This is a genomic window from Streptomyces sp. NPDC096323, assembly GCF_040302845.1.
Lineage (GTDB): Bacteria > Actinomycetota > Actinomycetes > Streptomycetales > Streptomycetaceae > Streptomyces.
The window spans coordinates 244,211-271,102 of the sequence record NZ_JBEOSI010000008.1 but is presented as its reverse complement, the minus strand read 5'-3'; the positions used below and the strand labels follow the sequence as shown (position 1 = coordinate 271,102).

The following is a 26,892-nucleotide window of genomic DNA, read 5'->3' as shown; positions in this document are numbered from 1 at the left end:
CCCTTCCCGCCATGTCCCCGGCCTGCCGGCGGGGCCGGCCCGAGCACGACAGGTACTCGCCTCCTTGTCCTCTTCCGTCATGACGCCCGCCGCTGTTCTGCGCGGCCTCAAGCCCGACTGGCTGTCCGACCCGAAGGTCTGGCGTACGGAGGTGCTGGCCGGTCTGGTCGTCGGGCTCGCGCTGATCCCCGAGGCCATCTCGTTCTCGGTCATCGCGGGTGTCGACCCGGCGATCGGTCTGTTCGCCTCGTTCACGATGGCCGTGGTCATCTCGGTCGTCGGAGGCCGCCGGGCCATGATCTCCGCCGCCACCGGCGCCGTCGCCCTCGTGATCGCACCACTGAACCGGGAGCACGGGCTCGGCTACCTGATCGCCGCGGTGATCCTGGCCGGGATCTTCCAGGTCGCGCTCGGCGCCCTGGGGGTGGCGAAGCTCATGCGGTTCGTGCCGCGCTCGGTGATGGTCGGCTTCGTCAACGCGCTCGCCATCCTGATCTTCATGGCGCAGGTGCCGGAGATGCACGACGTGCCGTGGGCCGTGTATCCGCTGATCGCCGGCGGGCTCGCGCTGATGGTGTTCTTCCCGAGGGTCACCAGGGTGATCCCGGCCCCGCTGGTCTCCATCGTCATCCTCACCGTCATCACGGTCGCGGCGGGGATCGCCGTGCCGACCGTGGGGGACAAGGGGGACCTGCCGGCCTCGCTGCCGGTGCCGGGCCTGCCCGACGTCCCGTTCACCCTCGACACCCTGACGACGATCGCCCCCTACGCCTTCGCGATGGCGCTGGTCGGGCTGATGGAATCGCTGATGACCGCGAAGCTCGTCGACGACATCACCGACACGCACTCCTCCAAGACCCGTGAGTCCATCGGGCAGGGCATCGCCAACATCGTCACCGGGTTCTTCGGCGGCATGGGCGGCTGCGCGATGATCGGCCAGACGATGATCAACGTGAAGGTCTCCGGCGCCCGCACCCGGCTGTCCACCTTCCTCGCCGGCACCTTCCTGATGGTGTTGTGCGTCGTCTTCGGCCCGGTGGTGTCCGACATTCCGATGGCCGCCCTGGTAGCCGTCATGGTCATGGTGTCCTTCGCGACCTTCGACTGGCACTCCATCGCCCCGAAGACTCTCCGGCGGATGCCCGCCGGTGAGATCGCCGTCATGGTCATCACCGTGGCCGTGGTGGTCGCGACCCACAACCTCGCCATCGGTGTGGTCGTCGGTTCCGTCACGGCGATGGTCGTCTTCGCCAAGCGCGTCGCACGCCTCGCCGACGTCACCGCCGTCACCGATCCCGACGGCACCGCCGTCGTGTACTCAGTGAGCGGCGAGCTCTTCTTCGCTTCCTCCAACGATCTCGTCGGCCGGTTCGACTACGCGGGGGACCCCCAAAGGGTCGTCATCGACCTGTCCGCCGCCCATATCTGGGACGCCTCCTCCGTGGCCGCCCTCGACGCCATCGAGACCAAGTACGCCCAGCGCGGCAAGACCGTCGAGATCATCGGCCTCAACGACCCCAGTGCCGATCTGCACGGCAGGCTGACCGGAGAACTCACCAGCCACTGATACGGGGTGGACCGCGGCGCCACGCGGCTCACCGGGTCCCCGGCGTCATTCCGCGCCGGAGCCCGAGACGGTGAAGAGCGCACCGCCGGGGTCGCGGATGATGTAGGCGTCCTTCGAGCAGCCGAGCGGGGGAAGCGCCGGGGAGGATTCGCCGTCCGCCGCGTCGGCCGCCGCCGCGGCCGCCCGGCTGTCCGCCACGCGGAAGTCCACCACCCACCTCGGCCGCATCCTCGGGTCCGGGGCGGATTCCATGCCGCCGCCCCGGAGCGTGGCGACGGTGTGCCCGGCCACCTGGATGACCACATGGTCCTCGGCGTAGTCCACCGTGCAGCCGCCGCCGCCCGGCTTCGCCCAGTCGAAGACCTCGGCGTAGAAGATGGCCGCCTCGAACGCATGGCGCGTCATGAGGTCCAGACGCGCGGGCGCACTGCCCTGACCCACCGTCCAGGCCAGAGCCGGCCCCTCCCAGAAACCGAAAGCGGCCCCGTCGCGGTCCGCCGCGAGGGCGGCACGGCCGCCGCCCAGTCGCGCGGGCCCCACGGCGAGCGTGGCCCCCCGCTCCCTGACCCGGTCGGCGGTCTCGTCGGCGTCGGCCACGGCGAAGTACGGCGTCCAGCGGGCGGGGAGGCCGTGCCCGTGGCAGTACCCCATGCCCGCGACGGGTTCGCCGTCCGCCATGGCGACCGAGAAGTCCGTTCCGAGGGAACTGTCGATGAACTCCCACCCCATCACCTGGGCATAGAACGACCGGGCGGCGCGAGGATCGGGCGTCACCAGGCTCACCCAGCAGGGCGCGCCGGTCACCGGCATGGTCGTTCCGAGGGCCGGCATCGCAGACTCCTTGTGTGGTGGCGGGTGAAGCTCGCATGCGGGGCTCACGGCGAGCCGTCGGCCCGCAAACCTCGCGCTTCCTCCGCCGGCGGTGGTCCGACCGACGGCTGTGCCTTACAACTGTGGGCACGCCACGAACTCCACCGCACCCGGACCCCGCCTCCCGTACCGCACATTCCTCACGCCTGGCACGTTCCTCTCCCGCCTCACCCGGTCGGGCGATCACCCGACCGGCTTGGCCCGCAGGCGCGCTTGTCCTCCGGATGTCATGTTGTCGGAAATGAGCACACGGGGGCGGGCGAAGGCCGGCATGTCTCCCCTCGGCCGTCGCGGAACTCCTCCGTCGCTGCGTCGAGAAATGGCCCTGATGATGATGTCTGCCCGCATGCCCCGCAACCTCGAGTCCGACAGCACGAGCCCGCTGCCCGAAGCGCCGGCGTCCGCGACTTCGCCCCCCATCGACGAGCCCAGGGCCGCGTGGGCGGTGGGCACCGTCATGGCGGTGACCCCCTGCTCGGCCCGGGACGCCAGGTGGGTGCTGGGCGTCGCGGCGAAAGCGGCGGGCGTGACACCGGCCGAGGTCGCTGCCGCCATGGCCGCCGGGTCGCGCGGCGCCGCGATGCCGGCCGTGGTCGAGCGGGCGCTGCACCGGGCCGTGGCGACCGCCCGCACGGTGTCGCCGCGGTCGGCCTGCATCGGACTGATGCCGAGCCGGGCCCGGACCGAGGAGGTCCTGGCGGAATTCCGCGCGTGCCAGTCCCGGCTGACCGCCGCTCCGTCCGACATGAAGGCGCGCCAGGCACTCGACGACGCCGCGTACACGCTGTGCGTGCTGCTGGGCAGGACGGGCGTGCACGACGCGGTGCTGGCGGCGGAACAGCACCTCGCCACCCAGCCGTAGCGCGGGCCGCGGGGCCCGGGGCGCGCCTGCGGGCCCGCCCTCGCACGAGGCCGCGCGCCCACCCGCGCGAGTAAAATGAGAGGCGGCCGGCCGCCCCGGAGCACGACACGGCACGGAGACGAAGGGCCGCCGGTGGCGCCTTGGGAGGTGCTCCATGTCCCGGTCGGCAACAGTGAAGCGGCTGCTCGACGAGCACGGGCGCACCTACGCCGATGAAGCCGGAATCCGGCTCCGGGACACCCCCGCGCCGCTGTACCGCTTGCTGACGCTCTGCGTACTCCTGTCGGTCCGCATCAAAGCCGACATCGCGGTGGCCGCGGCCCGGGAACTGTCCGGAGCGGGGATGCGTACGCCGCAGGCCATGCTGAAGGCATCCTGGCAGGACCGGGTGGACGCGCTGGGCCGCGCGCACTACCGCCGTTACGACGAGAGCACGGCCACCGCGCTCGGAGACGGGGCGGAACTCCTGCGCGACCGGTATCGCGGGGACTTGCGGCGGCTGCGCGAGGAGGCCGACGGAGATCCGGAGCGAGTGCGCGGGCTGTTGCAGGAGTTCCCCCGGATCGGACCCGTGGGCGCGGACATCTTCAGCCGAGAAGCCCAGGGGCTGTGGCCGGAGCTGCGCCCGGCGTTCGACACCCGGGCCCGTCACGCCGCCGCAGGACTGGGGCTGCCGGACACACCCGAAGGGCTGGCAGGACTCGTCCGCGACGAGGATCTGCCGAGGCTGGCGGCCGCGCTGGTCCGGGTCGAACTGGCCAAATGAGCGCTCCGGTTCCCGCTCGCCGGAGGTCTTCACGAAACCGGACCGTATCCGGCCGGGCAGACGGGAGGCAGATCCATGGCGCGCGTGGTGGTCGACGGCGGGGACATCGTCGTACGGCTGTCGTGGTGGGAGAAGGCGGCGGCCCGCCGTCGCGACGTGCGGGTACCGGAATCGGCACTGCGCCGCGCGTACGTCGAGCCCGACTGGTGGCGCGCGCTGCGCGGTGAACGCGACCGCGGTACATGCCTTCCCGCCACACTGTGCGCGGGCATCCGGAAACACCCCCAGGGCCAGGACTTCACGCTCGTGCGGTCGGGCGGCCCGGTGCTCTGTCTGGAGCTCCACCGCAGCGCACCGCTCAGCAGGCTGGCGGTCTCGGTCCCCGACCCGGAGGAGACGCTGCGGATGCTCTCGTCGACGGCCGCGGGAGGCGGTTCGTGAGGGATGGTCCGCGCACGGCAGTCGGCGGCGGTCTCCGGTTTCCGTCTCCGGTCTCCGCAGTCTCCACGGCGACAGGCCCGGCTACCGTGGGGCCGCATGACGCAGACCGATACCACCGAGACCGGGATGACCGCGGAGTTCGTACGGGAACTGCTGCGCGACCAGCACCCCGACCTGGCCGACCGGGCCGTGCGGCTGGGCGCGCGCGGCTGGGACAACCAGCTGTGGCGGCTCGGCGACGATCTCGCCGTGCGGCTGCCGTGGGCGACGCAGTCGGCCGACGAGCTGCTTCTCGGGGAACACACCTGGCTGCCGGTCCTCGCGCCGGGCCTTCCGCTGCCGGTCCCGGTGCCGCAACGCCTCGGCGAGCCGTCCGAGCGGTTTCCGCGCCCCTGGATCGTCACCACGTGGGTACCCGGTGAGCCCGCCGACCGGGCTCCCGTCACCAGGGCCGCCGACGCGGCCGATGCCCTGGCCGGCTTTCTGACGGCGCTCCATGCCCCGGCCCCCGGCACGGCGCCCGTCGGGCGTTTCGGCCGCGGCGGGTCGCTGTCCCGCTTCTCCGGGGAACTCCTCAAGACGCTCGACTCGGTCGCCGAGCGCGGGCTGATCGCGGATCCCGACGCCGTCCGCGCGGTCTGGGAGGACGCCGTCGCCGCGCCCGAGTGGGCCGGGCCGGCGCTGTGGCTCCACGCAGACCTGCATCCGGCCAACGTCCTCACAGCCGACGGCACCCTCTGCGGCGTGATCGACTTCGGCGATCTCTGTTCGGGGGATCCGGCGTGCGACCTTGCCGCTCCCTGGGTGCTGCTGCCGGACGACGGGGTCGACCGCTTCCACGCCGCCTACCGGCCGACCGCGGACGCCGCCACCCTGCGCCGCGCCCGCGGCTGGGCGGTGCGGCAGGCCCTCAGCGGCATCCTCGTCGGCGACGCCGGTGTTCACGGCCGCCCCGGCGGCAAGGCCAGTTGGGGCCCGCCCGCACAGGCCTCACTGCGACGCCTCGTCGCGACGGCGCGCTGAGCGGCCGGCCGCGGCCAAGGGTCAGGGGCGGCTCGTCAGGTAGCCGCCCATGGTGGTGAAGTACTCCGTCGCGGGCATCTCCCGGCCGTCCTCGGTGCGTACGCGCGTCAGGGCCAGGCCGTGGTTGCGGCCGGTGCGGGCGTCCGCGCCGGCGACGATCACCACGCCCTCCCCCTCACGGTAGAAGATGCGGCCGGGCGTTCCGCCGTAACGGCCCTGGGACACCACGGCGGCCAGGACCTCCAGGCGCTTGCCCCGATGGAAGGCGAAGGCGCTGGGGTACGGCTCCGACTGGGCGCGCACCAGGCGTTCGAGGTCCTGCGCCGGCCAGGTCCAGTCGATGCGGATGTCCTCGGCGGAGCGCTTGTGGAAGAAGCTGGCCCGGGAGCGGTCCTGCTTCGTGAACTCCGTCTGCCCGGCGGCGATGAGGGCGAGGGCTCCGGTGGTGACCGGGGCGATGAGGTCGACGGTCTTGTGGAAGAGGTCGGTGGCGGTGTCCGCCGGTCCGACCGGGACCGCCTCCTGTCGGACGATGTCGCCCGCGTCGAGTTCGTCGTTCATCAGGTGCGCGGTGACGCCCACTTCGCTCTCCCCGTTGATCAGGGCCCAGATCAGCGGGGAGAAGCCGGCGTACTTCGGCAGCAGCGAGTCGTGGATGTTCAGCGTGCCGTGGCGGGGCAGGCCGAAGATGCGCGGGGGGATCCAGGTCCGCCAGTTGTTGGCCACGATGATGTCCGCGTCGGCCGCCTTCAGGCGGTCGAACAGCTCGTCGTCGTCGGGGCGGTTGCGGATCAGGACCGGCACGCCGTGCTCTTCGGCGAGGTCGGCGACGGAGTCGCTCCAGATCTTCTCGTACGCGTGGTCGCTCCGCGGATGGGTCACGACCAGCACCACGTCGTGCTCGGAGTCCAGGAGGGCTTGCAGGGTGCGGTGCCCCCAGGTCTGGTAACCGAACATGACGACCCGCATAGGGGTTCCTCCTCAGCGTAGGAATGGAGCGTCAGCAAGTAAAGCAAGGCTTACCTAATCACGCAATGGGCGGCTGGCGTGGGTGAGTTGAGGGCTTTGGCGTCCCTGTTGGCCGGTTCCGGCCTATCGACAGGGTCCGTGCATTAGCTTAGGCTCACCTAAGTTTCTCGGGTCGCTCCCTCGGCGTGCCCGTCTCTCGCGCTTTCCCCACCTCTGACAGGCGGCGTCCCCGCACGATGGGAGTGACATGTCACAGGTTCATCCTGGCGACACACCACCGGTCCACGACCTCATTGGCATCGGCTTCGGGCCGTCCAATGTGGCCATGGCGATCGCGATCAGCGAGCACAACGCACGCGGCGGAAACCAGGAGCCGGTCAGCGCCCGCTTCTTCGAGCAGCAGCCGCGCTTCGGCTGGCACCGCGGCATGCTCATCGACGACGCGACCATGCAGGTGTCCTTCCTCAAGGACCTGGTGACGCTCCGGAACCCGTCCAGCGAGTTCAGCTTCCTCTGCTACCTGCAGAGCAAGGGCCGGCTGATCGATTTCATCAACCACAAGAACCTCTTCCCCCTGCGGGTGGAGTTCCACGACTACTTCGAGTGGGCCGCCAAACAGGTCGACGGCCTGGTCTCCTACGACCATGAGGTCGTCGGCGTCACGCCCGTCGTCCATGACGGCGACGTGGAGCACCTGGACGTGACGGTCCGGTCAGGCGAGGGGCTCACCGTGCACCGCGCGCGCAACCTCGTCATCGGCACCGGGCTGCGCCCGCTCATGCCGGAAGGCGTGGAGCGCGGCGACCGGGTCTGGCACAACTCCGAACTCCTGGCGAAGGTCGACGCGCTGGAGGGAACCTCGCCCGCGCGGTTCGTCGTCGTGGGCGCCGGGCAGAGCGCTGCGGAGAACGTCGCCTATCTGCACCGCCGCTTCCCCACGGCCGAGGTCTGCGCGGTCTTCTCCCGCTACGGCTACAGCCCCGCCGACGACAGCAGTTTCGCCAACAAGATCTTCGACCCCGGGGCGGTCGACGAGTACTTCGCCGCGCCCGAGGGGGTCAAGCGCGCGCTGATGGACTACCACGGCAACACCAACTACTCCGTGGTGGACATCGACCTGATCGACGACCTCTACCGGCAGATGTACCAGGAGAAGGTGCTCGGCGCCGAGCGGCTGCGCTTCCTCAACGTGTCGCGCCTCGAAGAGGTCAAGGAGACGCCGGACCACGTCCGCGCCACCGTTCGCTCCCTCGTCACCGGCGAGGAGACGCTGCTGGACGCCGACGTGGTGGTGCTCGCCACCGGCTACAGCCCCGCGGACCCGCTCGGTCTCCTGGGCGACGTCGCGGACCGCTGCCTGCGGGACGAGCACGGCCGGGTCCGCGTCGAGCGCGACTACCGCATCGCGACGGACTCCGCTCTGCGCTGCGGCATCTACCTCCAGGGGGGTACGGAACACACGCACGGCATCACGTCGGCGCTGCTCTCCAACACCGCGATCCGGGTCGGAGAGATCCTGGACTCGCTCCTGGCCCGGGGTGCGGAACCCGCCGTCGGCGGAACGGCCGGCGCGTCCCGCTAGCGGGGGCGTCAGAGTCCGGACCGCCGCGCTTCCGAGTGGATCAAAGGGATAACGAACACCGACATGAGCACGACTGCAGTTGAGCGCCCCGCCGACCGGGGCGCAACTACGCCCCCCCGGCGGCGGATTGTGGGGTTCGGGGCGCTGCTGGCCGTCCTCGTCGTCGCGGCGGCGGTGTCCCTGGCCGTGGGGGCGCGGGCGCTGAGCCCCGCCGAGGTGTGGCACGGGCTGTTCGCCGCGCCTGAATCCGACCAGCGGCTCACCGAGATCCGGCTCATCGTGCGGACCGTGCGGGTTCCCCGGACGGTGCTCGCCGTCGTCGCGGGTGTCGCCCTGGGCGTCGGCGGCTCGCTGATCCAGGGCTACACACGCAACCCCATCGCGGACACCGGCCTGCTGGGGGTGAACGCGGGCGCCTCGTTCGCCGTGGTGTCGGTGATCGCCGTGTTCGGGCTCACCAATCCGTTCCAGTACGTCTGGTTCGCCTTCGTGGGAGCGGCGGTCGCCGGTGTCGTCGTGTTCGGGCTGGCGAGCATCGGCAGGGGCGCCGGCAATCCGCTCACACTCGCCCTGGCCGGTCAGGGGATCACCGTGTTCCTCGCGGCCATGACGACCGCCGTCGCGCTGTCGGACCAGAAGTCGCTGAACGCGCTGCGGTTCTGGAACGCGGGCTCCGTAGCGGGCGTCGGTTTCGAGGTCATCTGGCCGGTGACCGGGTTCGTCGCCGTCGGGCTGCTGCTGGCGCTCACCATGCTGCCCTCCCTCAACCTGCTGAACCTCGGTGACGACGTGGCACGCGGGCTGGGCGTGAACATCGCGCTGAGCCGGACGGTCGGCGTCCTCGCCATCACGCTGCTGGCGGGCGCGGCGACGGCGGCGTGCGGCCCCATCGCCTTCCTCGGCCTCATGGTCGCGCACGTGGCCCGCTCTCTGACCGGTCCGGACTACCGCCGGCTGGTGCCGTACGCCGGTCTGCTCGGCGCCGTCGTCCTGCTGGTGTGCGACATCGTGGGCCGACTGGTGGTGCGGCCGGGCGAGTTGGACGCGGGTGTCGTCGTCGCCCTCCTCGGGGCCCCGTTCTTCGCGGTTCTGGTGTGGCGCGGAAAGTTCAGGAGCGCGTGAACGTGAACGGGACAAACGCCTCACCGGCACCGGCACCGGCACCGGGCGTGCGGCTCGGCGGGATGTCGTTCGTATGGCGGCCCTGGCTCGTGCTGGTCACGCTGGTGCTCGCGGCCGCGAGCTTCCTCGTGTTCTGTCTCTCCATCGGCGTCGGGGACTTTCCCATCGGCCTCTCCCGGGTGATCACCACGATCCTCGGCCGGGGTGAGCAGGTCGACGAGTTCGTGATCATGGACCTGCGGATGCCGCGGGCGCTGGCCGGCGTCGTCGTCGGGATCGCGCTCGGGGTGTCCGGGGCGATCACCCAGTCCGTCGCGCGCAACCCGCTGGCCAGTCCCGATGTCCTCGGGATCACCGGCGGTGCGAGCATGGTCGCGGTGTTCCTGGTGACGGTGTCGGGCGGGACCGCGGCGGCCGTCGTCAGCTCGGTCGGCCTCTCCGCGGCGGCGCTCGCCGGTGGTCTCGGGGCCGGCCTGCTGGTGTACTTCCTGGCGTGGCGGCGGGGGATCGACGGCTTCCGGCTCATCCTCATCGGGATCTCGGTGAGCGCCATGACGGAGGCGGTCACGACGTGGCTGCTGGTCTCGGCGGACATCAGGGATGTGGCTCGGGCCCAGGCGTGGCTGGTCGGCTCGCTCGACAACCGGTCCTGGGACGAGGTCCGGGTGGCGTTGTGGTGTTCGCTCGCCCTGATGGCCGTGGTGGCCTGCGTCGCGTTCCAGTTCAAGCCGATGCACCTCGGTGACGAGGTCGCCGCGGGCCTCGGCGTCCGGTACACGCGGGTGCGGGCCGTCCTGCTGCTGTGTGCGGTGCTGCTGGCCGCGGTGGCGGTGAGCGCGGCGGGCCCGGTCCCGTTCGTCGCGCTGGTGGCGCCGCAGGTGGCGATGCGCCTGGCGAGGTGCCCGACCCCGCCGATGGTGGCGTCCGGGCTGACCGGCGCGCTGCTGCTGACCGGCTCCGACCTGGTGGCGCGCTCGGCGCTGCCGGTCTCCCTCCCGGTCGGGGTGGTCACCGCCGCGGTCGGCGGCCCCTTCCTGGTGTATCTGCTGGTGCGGGCGAACCTCAGATAGATGAAGGACGAGATGGAACACCCGGACCAAGGAGGCCCCGTGGCCGTTCACCCCACCACCACCGACACCACCGACACCACCGACGTCGAGCCGGCGGTCGAGGAGACCGCACGGCTGGCCGCCAGAGGCGTCACCGTCGGGTACGGCGGCCGGACCGTCATCGATGAGCTGGACGTCGCCATCCCGCCGGGCGTGATCACCACGATCATCGGGCCCAACGGCTGCGGCAAATCAACCCTGTTGCGCACGCTGACCCGCCTGCTCAAGCCCACCAGGGGCGCGGTCGTCCTGGACGGGGAGGACATCGCCGCGCTCAGGACCAGGGACGTGGCGAAGAAGCTCGGCCTGCTTCCGCAGGCCCCCGTCGCCCCGGAAGGGCTGACGGTGGCCGACCTGGTCGCAAGGGGGCGGCATCCGCACCAGAGCTGGCTGCGGCAGTGGTCCTCGGACGACGCCGACGTGGTGGCGGCCGCGCTGGCCATGACCGGGGTGTCCGAACTGGCGGACCGGCCCGTCGACTCGCTGTCCGGCGGCCAGCGTCAGCGGGTCTGGATATCGATGACGCTGGCCCAGGGCACCGATCTGCTGCTGCTGGACGAGCCGACCACGTACCTGGACCTGGCGCACGCGATCGATGTGCTCGACCTGGTGGACGACCTGCACGAGTCGGGATGCACCGTCGTCATGGTGCTCCACGACCTCAACCTCGCCACCCGGTACAGCGACCACCTCGTCGTGATGCGGGACGGGGCGATCCTGGCGCAGGGGCACCCGCGCGAGGTGATCACCGCCGGGCTGCTGCACGAGGCGTTCGGGCTGCGCGCCATGGTGATCGACGATCCGGTCGGCGACCGGCCCCTCATCGTGCCGATCGGCCGTACCCATACCCACGTGTCGCCCAACTAGGTTTCCGCCCAAGGAAGTACGACGGTTAGGCTAGGCTACCCTCACTTCATCGGGGTAAGGTTTGGCTGCCCTTATACGGGGCTCAGTGGACAGTGCGAAAGCAAGGGATTCCGGATGCTCCTCCAAAGAACGATGCTCACCAGGCCCTGGCAGCGGCTGGCCGCGACGGTGTCCGCCGCGACCCTCGGCATCGGCCTCCTGGCGGGATGCGGTTCCGATGCGTCGGACGACGCGGACAAGGCGAGCGACCAGGCTCCCGCCGCCGCGGCCGGCGCGTTCCCGGTTACCGTGGAGCACGCGTTCGGATCCACGAAGATCACCAAGGCCCCCCAGCGGGTCGTCTCGGTCGGTTACACGGACGACCAGACGATTCTGGCGTTCGGCATCAAGCCGGTCGGCATGGTCGACCAGTACCCGAACCCCGCGGGCAAGGCCCCCGACATCAACACCCAGTGGCCCTGGGTGAAGGACAAGTGGGGTGACGCGCGCCCCGAGGTCATCATGAAGAACGGTGACGCGGGTCCCAACTACGAGAAGATCGCCGCCCTTCGGCCCGACCTGATCATCGCGGTCTACTCGGAGGTCGACCAGGCCGCGTACGACAAGCTCTCGAAGATCGCCCCCACGGTGGGCCGTACGAAGGCCGAGAAGGAGCCCTTCAGCGCGCCGTGGCAGGACAACGCGGTCCACATCGCCAAGGCGCTCGGCAAGGAGAAGGAGGGCGCGGCGATGGTGAAGGGCATCCAGGGGAAGCTCGACGCCGCCGCCAAGGCCCACCCGGAGTTCGCGACGCAGACCGGTGTCGCGCTGTCCTGGTACGAGAAGTCCGTGGCGCCGTTCACCACCACCGACGTACGCGGACGCCTCGTGACGGGCATCGGCTACAAGGGCGCGACGGAGATCGACAAGATCGCGGGCGGCAAGTTCTACACCGTGCTCTCGCCCGAGCGCATGGACCTCGTCGACGTCGACCGCATCTTCGTCATCAACGACAAGGCCGACCAGGAAGCCCTGAAGAAGTCCAAGTTGTTCAGCAACCTGAAGGCGGTCAAGGACGGCCGGGTGTCCTACCTGCTCGACAGCGAGGGACCGGCCGTCGGCGCGGCCATCTCCCAGGGCACTCTGCTGTCGCTGCCGTACGCGATCGACGAGCTCGTCAAGTCGGCCGGCCAGTGACGTCGGCCGCCACGCCCGCCCCGGCGCGCGGGTGACCACCACCGGCACCCGCGCCGCGACGCTCCGCACGGCCACCGGGGGAGAGGCGAGGCGGTGGCTCACGGCCCACTGCCGCGAGGCGCCGTGGCTGACGGCCGCCACCGTGCTCACCACGGTGGCCGGGGCGGCGCTCCAGGTGCTCCCGGTGCTCCTGCTCGGCCAGGTGGTCGACGGGGTGGTCGACGGCGAACCCCGGGCGCTCCTCGTCCGGATCGGCGCGCTGATGGTGGCCGCCGCGCTGCTCGGGGCGGTCGCCACCGCGGCTTCGGCCTACCTGATCGGGCGGCTGGGCGCGGATCTGCTCGCCCGGCTGCGCGAGGGCGCCGTCCGCGCGGTGCTCGGGATGCCCAGCGCACGGATCGAGCAGGTCGGCCGGGGCGATGTGCTGTCCCGGGTGGGCGACGACGTGGCCGTGCTGTCCCGGGGCATCCGGTCGGCCATTCCCACGGTGTTCTCGGCGGGGGTGCTGGTCGCCATCGCGACGGCCGGCATGTTCGGGCTGGACTGGCGGCTCGGCCTGGCCGGCGCGGGTGCGCTTCCCGCGTACGCCCTGGCCCTGCGCTGGTACCTGCCCCGGTCCGCGCCGCTGTACCGGGGACAACGGGCGGCGCAGGCCGACCGGGCGCAGGCGCTGATCAGCGGTCTGAACGGGATCGACACGGTCCGGGCCTACCGCCTGGAGGGCGCGTTCCGCGAGAAGGTCACGGACGAGTCGTGGCGGGTGAGGGAACTGGGCATCGAGGTGTTCCGGTTCTTCGGCCGCTTCGTCGGCAGGGAGAACCGTGCCGAGTTCATCGGACTGGTCCTGATCCTCCTGGCCGGATACGCCCTGCTGGAGGCCGACGCGGCGACCCTCGGCGAGGTGTCCGCCGCCCCGCTGATGTTCCACCGGCTGTTCACACCGCTCGGCGCGATCATGTTCACGTTCGACGAGGCGCAGAAGTCGGGGGCGAGCCTGACCCGGCTGGTCGGGGTGCTGGGCGAGGACGCGGAGGACCGCCTGGTGGGCGATGCCACCGTGGCGCCGGCCGCCGCGGCCCCGTACCAGGTGTCGGTGGAGGGACTGACGTTCAGCTATCCCGACGCCGAGGACCCGGTGCTCAGGGACGTCAGCCTGACGATCCCGGCCGGCGGTTCACTCGCTCTGGTGGGGGCGACGGGCGCGGGCAAGTCGACGCTCGCCGCCCTGATCGCGGGCATCGGAACCCCGCAGACCGGCTCGGTGCGGATCGGACCGCACGACCTCGCGGGTCTGGACGAGGCCGGGGCGCGGGCCCTGGTGAGCATCCTGCCGCAGGAGACGCATGTGTTCTCCGGTCCGCTCGCCGACGACCTGCGGCTGGCCGCGCCGCAGGCGACGGACGGGGAACTGGCGGACGCGCTGCGGACGGTGGGTGCGGGGGTGTGGGCCGACGCGTTGCCGGACGGCCTGCGGACCATGGTCGGCGAGGGCGGGGAGCGCCTGGACGTCACCAAGGTCGCCCAGATCGCCCTGGCCCGGCTGGTGCTGGCCCGGTCGCCCGTGGTGGTCCTGGACGAGTCGACGGCCGAGGCCGGCAGCGAGGGCGCCGCCGAGCTGGAGCGCGGCGTGCTCGCCGCGTGTGCGGGCCGCACCACGCTGTTCGTGGCGCACCGGCTGACCCAGGCGATGGCGGCGGACCGGATCGCCGTACTGGACGCGGGGCGGGTCGTCGAGCAGGGGACGCACGAGGAGCTGGTGGCTCTGGGGGGCCGGTACGCACGGTTGTGGCGGGCCTGGCGCGAAGGCAGTTAGGTCAACCTCGGTCAGGCTGGGCAAAGTTGGACACCTCGGATGGGAAGCGGAGTCTTCGATGATGGAACCGGGCGCTCGTCTCGTACTGCTTTCCGAAACGGGCCTGGCCGGCCTGCGCCGGAGAACCGGTGATCACAGTGACCGTGCGCTCGTCACCGCGTGTGCCATCGGTCTCTCCTACTGGGCGACGGGACAGAGCCCCGAGGGAATGGGCCTCACCCCCGGCACCCTGTTCGCCGACGTCGTCGGATGGGCCGGCAACGGCGGGCCGGGACCGGCCGGTTGGGAGACCGGCGCGGACGGCCGCAGCATCGCCGTCCCGGAAGGCGTCTCACCGTCCGACGCCCAGCTCGCCCTGGACGACCTCGCGGACTTCCCCGACCGGCCCCTCGGGACCATCGGCCCCTCCGGTATCACCGCACGGATCGAGGCCCTGACCCGGTGGAACGACACCGAGGCCGCCCGGGTCCGCCCGACCGTCGTGGAGATGTTCCACGAACAGGTACGGGCACGCCCGGACGCCGTCGCGATCGTGGACGAGCAGCGCTCACTGACGTACCGCCAGACAGCCGTGTACGCGAGCCAGTTGGCGCACCACCTGATCCAGCGCGGACTCACCGCCGAGCAGGTCGTCGGCATCTCGCTGGGGCGCTCCGCCGACATGGTGATCGGACTGCTCGGCGTACTCCAGGCGGGATGCGCGTTCGTCCCGCTCGATCCGCAGTGGCCCGCCGCGCGCCGGGCCGTCGTCATCGAGGACGCCCGGGTCGTGCTCCAGCTCAACACCTCGGGCGAGCACGGCCCGGGGGAGCCGGACGCCGTGGCCGTCGACCTCGACGACTGGCGGTTCGCCTCCCACCCTGCCGAAGGCCCCGAGGTGGCCGTCCCCGGAGCGGCCCTGGCCTATGTGATCTTCACGTCCGGCTCGACCGGCCGGCCCAAGGGCGCGATGATCCGGCACGAGGCGATCAGTGAGCGGCTGTTGTGGCAGTCCGGCGAGATCCTGCACTTCGGCCACGACGACGCGTCCCTGTTCAAAGCGCCGCTGTCCTTCGACATCTCCCTCAACGAGATCTTCCTGCCGCTCGTGTGCGGCGGCCGGCTGGTGGTCCTGCGGCCCGGCGGCGAACGCGACCCGCACCATCTGCTCGGCGTGATCGCCGAGCAGCGCGTCACCTTCACCTACCTGGTCTCGTCCATGCTGGACGTCCTGCTGGAGATGGCGGGGGACTCCGGCCGTCTGGACAGCCTGCGCCATGTGTGGTGCGGCGGCGAGGTGCTCACACCCGAGCTCTACGAGCGCTTCCGCACCCGCCTCGACATCCCCCTGTACCACGGCTACGGCCCCGCCGAGACGACCATCGGCGTCAGCCACGTCATCTACCGGGGCGCGGCCGAACGCCTGTCGACCTCGATCGGCAAGGCCAACCCCAACACGCAGTTGTACGTGCTGGACGACGAACTCCGCCCCGTCCCGGTCGGGGCCGGCGGCGAGCTGTACGTGGGCGGCTTCCTCCTGGGACGCGGATACGCCAACGCGCCCGGCCTCACCGCCTCCCGCTTCGTGGCGAACCCGTTCGCGGCCGACGGGTCCCGGCTGTACCGGACCGGTGACCTCGCCCGGTACGCCCCGGACGGATCGCTCGACTTCCTCGGCCGCGCCGACAACCAGATCAAGATCCGCGGGATGCGCCTGGAGACCGAGGACGTCGAGGCCTCTCTCGCCGAGCACCCCGGCGTACGGCACAGCTGCGTCGTCGCCAGGAAGAACACCGTGGGCGGCACCTACCTCGTGGGGTACGTGATCCCGGCCGCCGGGCACGAGGAGCTGCGCGCCGACGAGGTCAGGGCGTGGGCCGACGCCCACATGGTCGAGTACATGGTGCCCGCCCACACCGTCGTGATGACGGCGTTCCCGCTCACCGCCAACGGCAAGGTCGACCGGGCCGCGCTGCCGGAACCCGTGACCTCGGCCGGACCGCTGATCGCGCCCACCACGGAGAACGAGCGCCTGGTCTGCGCGGCCGTCGCCGCCGTACTGCGGCTGGACGAGGTCGGCGTCGACCAGGACTTCTTCCGGCTCGGCGGGGACAGCATTCTGGCGATCTCCCTGCTCAGCGCGTTGCGCGACGCCGGTCTCCACGTCACGGCACGGCAGATCTTCACCCACGGCGTCGTCGGCGCCCTCGCCGCGGTCGCGAGCCGCGAGGACGTGTCCACGGCGGAGGACGACGATGTGCCGACCGGGCCCGTCGTGGGATCGCCCATCGTCCAATGGCTCGGCGAGACCACGGACGCGGTCGACGGCTTCGTCCAGTCGGTGGTGCTGAACACCCCACCGGACCTGACCGCCGACGCCCTGGACCAGATCCTCACCGCGCTGGTCAGGCACCACGACATGCTGCGCGCCAGGCTGGTGCGCGGGGAGCGCTGGGGCTTCGCCGTACCGGAGGCGGACGGGGCTGTCGCCGCGTGGGAGGAGAGCGGTCTGCCGCTCGACGCCTGTGTCGTACGCGCCACCGACGGGCTCGACCCGGACAACGGCGTCATGCTGCGCGCGGTCTGGCGCCGCGAGGAGCGGCAACTGGTCGTGGTCATCCACCATGTGGTCGTCGACGGCGTCTCCTGGCGGGTCCTGATGGAGGACTTGGCCACGGCGTGGCGGCAGTACGGCTCCGGCGCCCCGGTCGAACTGCCCGCTGTGGGCACGTCGTTCCGGCGCTGGACCGAACTCCTGGGACGCCCCGCGTTCGACGCGGACCGCGCCTACTTCGAGCGTCCCCTTCCGGGCGTCGACCGACCGTTGGGCAGGCGTGCTCCGACCGACGCCGACACCGTGGCCCGCGAGCGGGAGCGGACCGTCACGGTCGGACCCGAAACCACGTCGGCGCTGCTCAGCGAGATTCCCGCGAAGTTCCACGCGGGCGTCAACGACGTCCTGCTGACCGCGGTCGCCGTCGCCCTCGCCCGGTGGCGCCGTGACCTCGGCCAGGACCAGACGTTCGCGCACATCGAACTGGAGGGTCACGGCCGCGAAAGCCGCTTCGTCGCGGACGCCGTCGGATTCGAACCCGAACTCTCGCGCACCGTGGGCTGGTTCACCACCCTCTTCCCGGTGACCGTCGACCCCGGCGCCGCAGACTCGTTCACCCCACCCGCCTACCTGGCCGCCGCCCTGAAAGCGGTCAAGGAGGACCTCGCCCGCGTGCCGGGCAACGGGGTCTCCTACGGCGCCCTGCGGTACCTGAACGACGCGCGGTTCGACGCGCCCGCGCCGCAGGTGCTGTTCAATTACCTGGGCCGTTTCGACTCGGACACCTCCGGGGGCTGGCGGCTCGCGGGAGCCACCGGGCAACTCGGCGAGAAGCGCGATCCGAGGATGCGCCTGCCGCGCGCCCTGGAGTTCAACCTCATCGCCGAACCCGCCGAACCCGCCGAACCCGCCGAACCCGCCGCGACCGGCGCGTACGAACTGGTCACCACCATGTCCTGGCCCGACGGCCTGTTCACCGACGAGGACATCACCGCCGTAGGTGAGTATCTGCGTGAGGCCCTGACCGGGCTGGCCGCGCTGGAACAGGGCGGCCACTCGCCCAGCGACTTCGCCCCGCTGCCGCTCACCCAGTCCGATATTGACGCCCTGGACGGTCCCCGACTGCACGACATTCTGCCGTTGACCCCGTTGCAGGAGGGCCTGTACTTCCACTCGGTCTTCGACGACGAATCGGCCGGCAGCTATGTCGAGCAGCAACTGCTGACACTGGACGGCGAGGTGGATCCAGGACGGCTCGCGGCGGCGGCCAACCGGCTGCTCACGCTGTACCCGAACCTGGCCGCGAGGTTCGTCGCTCTGGCCGACGGCCGGGTGGTCTCCGTACTCGAGAGCGGTACGGAGGCGCCCTTCACCACACTGGACCGCCCCGGCATGTCCGACGCCGATATCCACACCTACGCCGAGCGCGACCGTCGCGCCGGGTTCGACCTGGCCACCGGCCCGCTGATGCGCTACACGCTCATCCGGCGAGGCATCGGCCGCGCCGTGCTGGTGCAGACCGTGCACCACATCATCGCCGACGGCTGGTCGGTGCCGCCGATGCTCCGGACCCTGCTCGCCGAATACCACCGACCGGGCACCGCCTTCCGGGCCGGGGGCTTCCCCGACTACGTGCACTGGCTCGCCGGACGGGACGACGACGAGAGCGACCGCGTCTGGCGGGAGCAGCTCGCCGGGCTGTCCGGGCCCTCCCTCGTCGCCGAGGGCCACATCCCGTCCGGCCGGTTCGCCGACACGGCCATGGAGCCGGCGGCCGACATCGACGCGGCCGCCCGGTCGGCGGGCGTGCCCCTGAGCGTGGCCGTGCACAGCGCGTGGGCCGTGACGCTCGGCGGCATCCTCCACGGCGAGGACGTGGTGTTCGGCTCCACCGTGTCCGGACGCGACGCGGACGTGCCCGGCATCGCGGACATGGTCGGCCTGTTCATCAACACCATCCCCGTACGCGCGCGTTGGTCCGCGACGACGACGGCCCGCGGTCTCCTCGCCTCGGTGCGGGAGCACCAGAGCGCCGTGCTGCCGCACCAGCACGTCTCGCTGGCACGGATCGGCCGGCAGTCCGGCGCGGGCGCCCGCTTCGACACCCTGGTGGTGTTCGACGTGGCGACCGACGTGGCCGCCCTGCGCGGGCCCGGCGACGATGTGGTCATCACCGGCATCGTGAACGAGGGGGCGCCGCACTACCCCTTGACGCTGGTGGTGGAGCGCGCCCACGACGGCGGCCCGCGCTTCAACCTGATCTACGACGGTGACCTGCTCCGGGAACAGAGCGCCGCGGCCCTCCTGCGCACGTTCACCCGCACCCTCACCGGGCTGCTCACCCGGCCGGACGCCCTGGTCGCGGACCTGGCGGCCGAGGACGCCCGGCGCCCCGCACCCGTCGCCCCGACGACCCTGGGCGCGCTGTTCGACGCCGCGTCACACCGTGACCCTGCCGCCGTCGCCGTCACCCAGTGCGCCCTCGATGGCGGCAGCAGGTCGCTCACGTACGGCGAACTGGCTTCGTCCAAGGACGAGTTGGCCGGAGCGCTACGGGCGGCCGGCGTGCGGCCGGGCGGACGCGTCGCCGTCGCCGTACCGCGTTCCCTGGAACAGGTGGTCGCCCTGGTCGCGATCGTCACGGCGGGCGGGGCGTACGTACCGCTGGACCTGGCCTACCCGGACGAACGGCTGGAGTACGTCCTGGCCGACGCCGCACCGCAGGCCGTGCTCGTGGACCGCGAACAGCGGGACCGGTTCACGGAACTGCTGTCCCGGGCGGGCGTGCAGGCCCGCGTGCTTGTGCTCGGAGACGAACTGCCGCCGGCGGGCGGGCCGGTATGGGAGAGCGCGGGACCCGGTGACGAACTGCCCCAGGCGGGCGGGCCCGTACCGGAGAGCGCGCGACCCGGCCCGGACGATCCCGCGTACGTGATCTACACGTCCGGGTCCACCGGCCGGCCCAAGGGCGTCGTCGTTCCGCACGCCTCCGTGGTGGCGCTGCTCGCGAACACCCGGGCCGGCATGGAGTTCGGTCCCGACGACGTGTGGGTCCAGTTCCACTCGTACTCCTTCGATTTCGCCGTCTGGGAGCTGTGGGGCGCACTCGCGCACGGCGGTGAGCTGCTCGTACCGGACTACGCGCTGACGCGCTCCCCGGTGGACTTCCACCGGCTGGTCCGCGAGCGCGGAGTCACCGTGCTCAACCAGACCCCGTCGGCGTTCTACCAGTTCATCGAGGCCGACCGGCACGCCGGGGAACCGGCCACCGCACTGCGCCGGATCATCTTCGGGGGCGAGGCGCTGGATCCCGTACGGCTGCGCGGCTGGATCGAGCGGTACGGCACCGATGCGCCCGAACTGGTCAACATGTACGGCATCACCGAGACCACCGTCCACGTCACCCACCGGGTGCTCACGGTCGGGGACTTCGACACCGACGTCAGTCCGATCGGCGGTCCGATCCCCGGTCTGGAGGCCTACCTCCTCGACGACCGGCTCCGGCCGGTGCCGCCCGGCCGGGTGGGCGCCATCTACGTCGCGGGCGACCAGGTGTCGCTCGGCTACCTCGGCAGGCCGGGCCTGACCGCGAGCCGGTTCGTGGCGAACCCGTTCGCGGGCGACGGCTCCCGGATGTATCACACGGGCGACCTCGCCCGGCGCACCCTGAACGGCGAGCTGGAGTTCGCCGGCCGCGCCGACGACCAGGTCCAGCTCAAGGGGTTCCGGATCGAGCTCGGCGAGGTGGAGTCCGCGATCAGGCAACTCGACGGGGTGGTGGACGCGGCGGTCACCGTGGCGGACAGCGGTGACCACCTGGTCGCGCACATCGTGGGCCGGGAACCCGGCGACCTGACCCGCCTCCTGTCCGCGAAGCTGCCCGCCCATATGGTTCCGGGCCTGGTGCGATGCGTCGACGCGCTGCCGCTGACGGTCAACGGCAAGCTGGACCGTAAGGCCCTCACCGCGCGCGCAGCCCAGGACGCCGTCACGGCGGTCGCGACCGGCTCCGCGCTCGCGGCACTGACCGGCATCTTCGACGAGACGCTGCCCGGCTCCGCCGTGGACGCCGACACGGACTTCTTCATGGCCGGCGGTGACAGCATCCTCGCCATCACCCTCATCAACCGGGCCCGGGCTCTCGGACTGCCGATCGCACCCCGGGACGTCTTCCTGCGCAGGACCCCGCGCGCACTCGCCGAGCAGCTGGACTCGCGTACGCCGCAGATCGCCACCACTGCGACAGCCCGCGCGGACGGACCCCTGCCGGCGACGCCGATCATGCTGCGCAGGCGCGCACTGGGCGGCTCGCTCGCCCGGTTCGCCCAGGCCAGATCGCTGGTGGTCCCCGATGGCGCCGGGTTCGCCGATGTCGAACGCGCCGCGAACGCCGTCGCGGCCGCGCACCCGGTCCTCCGGCTGCGGCTGCACACGGAGCACGGGGTGTGGGCCCTGCGCACCGAACCCCACCGTGAGGTCGCCGTCGTCCGGACGGAGACGACCGACGTGACGGCCGCCGCGAACGAGGCGGCCGGGCTCCTCGATCCCGAGTCCGGGTCCGGGGCCGCATCCGGGGGCGTCATCGCGTTCTCCTGGATGCCGCAGAGCCGGACCCTCGTGGTCGCCGTGCACCACCTCGCCGTCGACGCGGTGTCCTGGCTGATCCTCCTCGACGACCTGGCCACCGCACTGGACGGGGCGTCCCTGGCACCCCCCACCACGTCGTACGCCGAGTACGCCGAGGCGATGAGCGCCCGGTCCGCCGAGGTATCCCGCCTCGGCGAGTGGATCACCACGCTCGGCGCGCCCGCCCTGGTGCCCGCCGTCGAGGGTGTGCGCCAGACGACCGTCGTGCTCGCGCCCGACGTCAGCGACCGGGTGACGCGCACCGCGCCCGCCGCACTCGGCATCGGGCTCACCGAGCTGCTGTGCGGCGCGCTCCGCACGGCGCTGACCCACGTCCAGCCCTCGCCCACCGACCTCGCGATCGATCTGGAGCGCCACGGCCGGGTCCCCGCGCGGGAACACCACGACTACACCCGTACGGTCGGCTGGTTCACCGCCATCGCACCCGTGCGGCTCACCGCGCACACCGACCCCGTCGAGGCGGCGCGCGAAGTCGCCGCACGCCAGCCGGACGAGGACGGGCACGTCGCCTACGGCCGGCTCAGGTACCTCAACCCGCAGACGGCCCCGCTGCTGACCGCCCGTCCGCAGGTGCTGTTCAACTACCTCGGCCGGAGCGGCGAATCGCGGGCGCCGCACATCACCGGCACGGACGAGGGCAGCCCGTATGCCGTCGAGGTCAACGCCTGGACCGACGACACCACCGGCGGCCTGCACGCGGCCTTCACCCTGGCCGACGGCATCCCCGACGCGATCACCGGGCTCTGGCGGGCCGCCCTGGAACGCATCGCGGACGCCGCCACGACGGCCGGGCGCACCGCCCCGGTCACCCCCCTCCAGCGCGGCCTGTACTTCCAGGCCCAGATGGCGGGCACGGCCGGGCACTACGTCGCACAGAGCTACTTCACCTTCGACCGTCGCGTGGACACCGACGCGCTCGCCGAGGCGATGGCGTACGTGATCGCACGGCACCCCGTCGTGGGGGCCGGCTTCACCACCGACGACCGTGGAAACCCGGTCCAGGTCCTCAAGGCGGGCCGCCGCGTCGACGTCCGCACCGTTCACCTGACGACGGACGCCGAGGCCGACACCCTGCGCGCCCGGGACCGCGACACCGGATTCGACCCGGGCGAACCGCCACTGGTCCGGCTGACCGTGGTGCGCCTGCCCGACGGCCGCGACCGGCTCCTGCTGAGCTACCACCTCCTGCTGTGGGACGGCTGGTCGCGCGAGATCCTGCTGCGCGACCTGTTCGACGCCTACCGGGCCGTCGTCGCCGGTGAGCCACTGGACGGGACCCCGGCCACTCCTGGATTCGAGGACTACGCCCGCACCCTCGCCGCCAAGGACCCCGCCGTGGCGGAACGCTTCTGGGCCCGGCACCTGGAAGGCCTCACCGGACCGACCCTGCTCGCCGGACCCCGGCCCGATCTCCCGGACCAACTGCCGAGCGCGCTCGTCCACACCATGTCCGGCGAGCTGTCGGACCTGCTGAGGGAGACGGCCAAGGCGCACGGCGTCACGCTGAACTCGGTGCTGACCGGCGCGTTCGGACTCCTGCTCGGCGCGCACACCGGCCGCGCCGACGCGGTGTTCGGCGTGACCGTCTCCGGCCGCGAGGGCGAGGGCCATGCCGGCATCGTCGGCGTACTGCTCAACACCGTGCCCATGTGGACCCGGGCCCGGCCGGACGACACGGTCCGGGAGTACCTGACGGCCGTCCAGAACGCCCGGGTCGAGGCGATGGAGCACGAGCACCTGGGCCTCGGCGAGATCCAGCGGGCCAGTGGACACGACACCCTGTTCGACAACCTGTTCGTGCTCCAGAACTTCCTGGACCTGGACGCGTTCGCCGAAATGAACGCCCGGCACGGCATCACCTCCGTACAGGCCGACGACTCGACCCACTATCCGTTCACCTGGGTCGTCACCCCCGGCGACCGGCTCACCGTCAAGCTGGAGCACCGCGACGACGACCCCGCGAACGCGCGCCGTCTCCTCGACGACTACCTGCGCCTGCTGGAGGAGCTGACCCGGGCGACCGGCCCGGTCGGCGCCCTGCGGGGACCGGGACCGCAGCCCGAGCCCACCACGCGTACGGACATCGGGACGGACACCGTCGTCGACCGGTTCGACCGGGCGGCGGACCGAGACCCGGACCGCGTCGCCCTCGTCGCCCACGGCGCGGCCCTGACCTTCGCGCAACTCAGGGACCGCAGCCGCGCGGTGGCCGGTGTGCTGGCCGGACGCGGCATCGGACCGGAGCGCACCGTCGCCCTCGCGGTACCACGCTCGCTCGACTCGATCGTGGCGCTGTTCGCCGTGCTGCGCGTCGGAGCGGCCTACGTCCCGCTGGAGCTCGACCACCCGGACGAGCGGATCGCCGCGATCACCGACGCCGCCCGGCCGGACGTGATCCTCACGGTGAGCGCGGTGTCGCCCCGGCTGACCGGCGACCTCATCGAGCTGGACCGCCCGCTGCCCGAGGCGGAGCCGTACCGGACATTCGCACCGGACGACCCGGACCGCCTGCGGCACCCCGCGTACACGATCTTCACCTCGGGATCGACCGGAAAGCCCAAGGGCGTGGTGACCGAATACGCCGGGCTCACCAACATGCTGATCAACCATCAGCGACGCATCTTCGAACCGGTGCTGGCGGAGCACGAGCACCGGGTCTTCAGGATCGCGCACACCGTGTCGTTCGCCTTCGACATGTCGTGGGAGGAGCTGCTGTGGCTCGCCGATGGCCACGAGGTGCACATCTGCGACGAGGAACTGCGCCGCGACGCGCCCCGGCTGGTCGCGTACTGCCTGGAGCACCGGATCGACGTCATCAACGTGACCCCGACGTACGCGCAGCAACTCGTCGCCGAGGGCCTGCTCGACACCCCCGGACGGCGGCCCGCGCTGGTGCTGCTGGGCGGGGAGGCCGTCACCCCGGCCCTGTGGCGGCGGCTCGCGGAGACCGAGGGTACGGCCGGCTACAACCTGTACGGACCCACCGAGTACACCATCAACACCCTCGGCGTCGGCACCTTCGAATGCCAGGACCCGGTGGTCGGCGTCCCGATCGACAACACCGAGGTGTACGTGCTCGACCCCTGGCTGCGCCCGCTGCCCGACGGGGTGCCCGGCGAGCTGTACGTGTCCGGCGCCGGCATCGCGCGCGGCTACCTCGGGCAGCCCGCCCAGACGGCGCACCGCTTCGTCGCCTGCCCCTTCGGCGGACCCGGCGAGCGCATGTACCGCACCGGGGACCTGGCGATCCGGCGGCCGGACGGCAACCTGATGTACCTGGGCCGCACCGACCAGCAGGTCAAGATCCGGGGCCACCGGGTCGAACTCGGCGAGGTCGAGGCCGCGTTCGCCGCCCACCCGGCGGTGCGGTTCGCCGCCGCGGTCGCCCAGCCCGACCCGCAGGTCGACGGCGCGTACCGGCTGGCCGCCTACCTGGTCCTCGGCGACGGCAGCGGCCTGGCGTCCGTCGCCGCCGAAGTGGGCGCGGCGCTGCCGGACTTCCTGCGCCCCACGCACTACGCCGAGGTCGACCGCATCCCCCTGACCGTGAACGGAAAGGCCGACACCAAGGCCCTGCCGGAGGCCAGGCCGCTGGGCGTGCTGACCACCGCGGCCGAACGCGCACCGGAGACCGACACCGAGATCACCGTGTGCGCGTTCTTCGCCGAGGCACTCGACCTGGACGACGACGAGGTCAGCGCCGTCAGCGACTTCGTGTCCCTCGGCGGGCACTCCATGCTCGCGGTGCGTCTGACCGGGCTGCTCCGCCGGGAGTACGGTCCAGTGATCACCATCCGCGATCTGCTCACCCTGCGAACCCCCGAAGCGATTGCCGGTCACCTCGATGCCAACTCCTGACCCCCACCGGCCCCTTCGAGGAGCCGCCATCCTGCGCACCGCCCTGCGCCGCAACGTTGCCGCCATGACCTGGGGCACCGTCCTCATGGGCCTGTACCAGGCAGGTGAGACCGCCTTCCCCATCGCGCTCGGCCTGATCGTCGAGCACACGCTGCAGGACCGGAGCCCCGGCTCGCTCGGTGTGTCGATCGGCGCGCTGGCGGTGATCATCACGACCGTGTCGCTGTCGTGGCGGTTCGGGATGCGCGTCCTGCAGAAGGCCAACACGACCGAGGCACACCGCTGGCGGGTGCAGGTCGCGGCGTGCGGACTCCAGCCGGTGGCCCGGGACACCGGCCTCAAGTCCGGTGAGGTGCTCACCATCGCCACGGAGGACGCCGACTCCACCGCCGACATCATCGAGGTGGTGCCGCTGCTGATCAGCTCGCTGGTCGCGGTCCTGGTCGCAGCCGTCGCGCTGGGCCTCGCGGACCTCCGGCTCGGACTGCTCGTGATCATGGGCACCGTGGTCATCCTGACGATCCTGAGCGTGATGTCCAGGCGGATCGGCGCCAGTACGCAGGAACAGCAGGCCCGGGTGGCACGGGCCGGCGCGAAGGTCGCCGACCTGATCACCGGCCTGCGCCCGCTGCACGGATTCGGCGGCAACCACGCGGCGTTCGTCTCCTACCGCAAGGTCAGCACCGAGGCCAGGCACCAGGCGGTCACCGTCGCCCGGGTGAACGGCGCGTACGCCGGAGCCGCACAGGCCCTCAACGCGGTCCTCGCCGCCGCCGTGACCCTGACGGCCGGCTGGCTGGCGTTCGACGGCCGGATCTCCATCGGGGAACTGGTCATGGCCGTGGGCCTCGCGCAGTTCATCATGGAGCCGTTGAAGATGTTCTCGGAGATGCCGAAGTACGTGATGATGGCCCGCGCCTCGGCCGAGCGGATGGCGCTGGTGCTGTCGGCTCCGCCGGTGGCGCGGCCGGGACCGGAACGCCCTGCCCCGGGCGGAGACCTGGAGATCGACGGCGTACGGTACGGAACGCTGCGCGGGCTCAAGTTGCGCGTGCCCGCAGGGGAGTTCGTGGCGGTCACCGCCTACCAGCCGCGTGCGGCAGCGGACTTCGCGTCGGTCCTGGCCGTCAACGTCCCGCCGCACGCCTACGAGGGCGTGGTACGGATCAGCGGGCGGGAGATCGAGGACCTGTCGGTCGAGGCGGTCCGTGAGCACCTGCTGGTGAACCCGTACGACGCGGAGATCTTCGCGGGCACCCTCCGTACGAACATCGATCCATCGGGTACCGGCCGGATGGTGGCCGAGGCCGTCGAGGCCTCCCTGCTGACCGACGTCGTCGCCCTGCACCGCGCAGGGCTCGACCACACCGTCCGCGACCGCGGCGCGAACCTGTCCGGCGGGCAGCGCCAACGGCTGTCCCTGGCCCGCGCCCTGGCCGCCGACACCGACGTCCTGGTGCTGCACGACCCGACCACGGCCGTCGACGCGGTCACCGAACAGCTGATCGCGCGCAATCTGGTGAAGCTGCGCCGGGGCCGTACCACCGTCGTGATCACCAGCAGTCCCGCCGTCCTGGACGCAGCCGACCGGGTCCTCGTCCTGGACGACGGCGTCATCACGGCCGAGGACACCCACCGCAACCTCCTCGCCACCGACGAGGCGTACTGCCTGGCGGTGGCGAGGTGA

General features: G+C 71.8%; 15 protein-coding genes. 13 read left to right on the top strand and 2 right to left on the bottom strand.

The annotated features are described in order from the left end of the window. The first annotated feature begins 79 nt into the window (after positions 1 to 79). Positions 80 to 1,567 carry a SulP family inorganic anion transporter gene (locus tag ABTX18_RS23425; RefSeq protein ID WP_352124684.1) on the top strand — a complete coding sequence of 496 codons (1,488 nt, stop codon included), beginning with the start codon at positions 80 to 82 and terminating at the stop codon, positions 1,565 to 1,567. Between the two features lie 45 nt (positions 1,568 to 1,612). Here ABTX18_RS23425 and ABTX18_RS23420 read toward each other — a convergent pair whose 3' ends face one another. Beyond that, positions 1,613 to 2,398: a VOC family protein gene (locus tag ABTX18_RS23420; RefSeq protein WP_352124683.1), complete on the bottom strand. Its 786-nt coding sequence runs from the start codon at positions 2,396 to 2,398 to the stop codon at positions 1,613 to 1,615. Between the two features lie 385 nt (positions 2,399 to 2,783). On the opposite strand from ABTX18_RS23420, the gene ABTX18_RS23415 reads away from it, so the two are divergent. From ABTX18_RS23415 to ABTX18_RS23400, 4 genes are all read left to right on the top strand, one after another. Beyond that, complete coding sequence (locus ABTX18_RS23415; protein ID WP_352124682.1) at positions 2,784 to 3,299, top strand: DUF5133 domain-containing protein; 516 nt, start codon at positions 2,784 to 2,786, stop codon at positions 3,297 to 3,299. A 154-nt stretch (positions 3,300 to 3,453) separates the two neighbouring features. After that, the gene (locus tag ABTX18_RS23410; RefSeq protein WP_352124681.1) at positions 3,454 to 4,065 is read left to right on the top strand and encodes an endonuclease; all 612 of its coding nucleotides are present in this window, start codon (positions 3,454 to 3,456) and stop codon (positions 4,063 to 4,065) included. A gap of 75 nt (positions 4,066 to 4,140) precedes the next feature. Further along, the gene (locus ABTX18_RS23405) at positions 4,141 to 4,506 is read left to right on the top strand and encodes a hypothetical protein (protein WP_352124680.1); all 366 of its coding nucleotides are present in this window, start codon (positions 4,141 to 4,143) and stop codon (positions 4,504 to 4,506) included. A 96-nt stretch (positions 4,507 to 4,602) separates the two neighbouring features. Continuing rightward, positions 4,603 to 5,529 (top strand): aminoglycoside phosphotransferase family protein, encoded by a 927-nt coding sequence (locus ABTX18_RS23400; protein WP_352124679.1) that lies wholly within the window; start codon positions 4,603 to 4,605, stop codon positions 5,527 to 5,529. 21 nt (positions 5,530 to 5,550) lie between these two features. On the opposite strand, the gene ABTX18_RS23395 is transcribed toward ABTX18_RS23400, so the two are convergent. Then, positions 5,551 to 6,498 (bottom strand): methionyl-tRNA formyltransferase, encoded by a 948-nt coding sequence (locus ABTX18_RS23395; protein ID WP_352124678.1) that lies wholly within the window; start codon positions 6,496 to 6,498, stop codon positions 5,551 to 5,553. A gap of 247 nt (positions 6,499 to 6,745) precedes the next feature. On the opposite strand from ABTX18_RS23395, the gene ABTX18_RS23390 reads away from it, so the two are divergent. The 8 genes from ABTX18_RS23390 to ABTX18_RS23355 all read left to right on the top strand — a co-directional run bounded on the left by ABTX18_RS23390 (position 6,746) and on the right by ABTX18_RS23355 (position 26,892). Beyond that, complete coding sequence (locus tag ABTX18_RS23390) at positions 6,746 to 8,080, top strand: lysine N(6)-hydroxylase/L-ornithine N(5)-oxygenase family protein (protein ID WP_352124677.1); 1,335 nt, start codon at positions 6,746 to 6,748, stop codon at positions 8,078 to 8,080. 63 nt (positions 8,081 to 8,143) lie between these two features. Beyond that, positions 8,144 to 9,202: a FecCD family ABC transporter permease gene (locus ABTX18_RS23385; protein WP_352124676.1), complete on the top strand. Its 1,059-nt coding sequence runs from the start codon at positions 8,144 to 8,146 to the stop codon at positions 9,200 to 9,202. 62 nt (positions 9,203 to 9,264) lie between these two features. Continuing rightward, the gene (locus ABTX18_RS23380) at positions 9,265 to 10,272 is read left to right on the top strand and encodes a FecCD family ABC transporter permease (RefSeq protein WP_352124850.1); all 1,008 of its coding nucleotides are present in this window, start codon (positions 9,265 to 9,267) and stop codon (positions 10,270 to 10,272) included. A gap of 39 nt (positions 10,273 to 10,311) precedes the next feature. Then, entirely contained in the window at positions 10,312 to 11,178 is an 867-nt protein-coding gene (locus tag ABTX18_RS23375) for an ABC transporter ATP-binding protein (protein WP_503061190.1), read from the top strand. Between the two features lie 114 nt (positions 11,179 to 11,292). Beyond that, a complete protein-coding gene (locus tag ABTX18_RS23370; RefSeq protein WP_352124675.1) occupies positions 11,293 to 12,354 on the top strand; it encodes an iron-siderophore ABC transporter substrate-binding protein in 1,062 nt (353 codons plus the stop codon). Positions 12,355 to 12,385: 31 nt separating this feature from the next. Then, the gene (locus ABTX18_RS23365) at positions 12,386 to 14,167 is read left to right on the top strand and encodes an ABC transporter ATP-binding protein (RefSeq protein ID WP_352124674.1); all 1,782 of its coding nucleotides are present in this window, start codon (positions 12,386 to 12,388) and stop codon (positions 14,165 to 14,167) included. A 58-nt stretch (positions 14,168 to 14,225) separates the two neighbouring features. Beyond that, on the top strand, positions 14,226 to 25,205 hold the full coding sequence (locus tag ABTX18_RS23360) for a non-ribosomal peptide synthetase (protein ID WP_352124673.1): 10,980 nt from the start codon (positions 14,226 to 14,228) through the stop codon (positions 25,203 to 25,205). Then, positions 25,192 to 26,892, top strand: a complete 1,701-nt coding sequence (locus ABTX18_RS23355; RefSeq protein WP_352124672.1) for an ABC transporter ATP-binding protein — start codon at positions 25,192 to 25,194, stop codon at positions 26,890 to 26,892. The genes ABTX18_RS23360 and ABTX18_RS23355 overlap by 14 nt, the downstream gene beginning before the upstream one ends.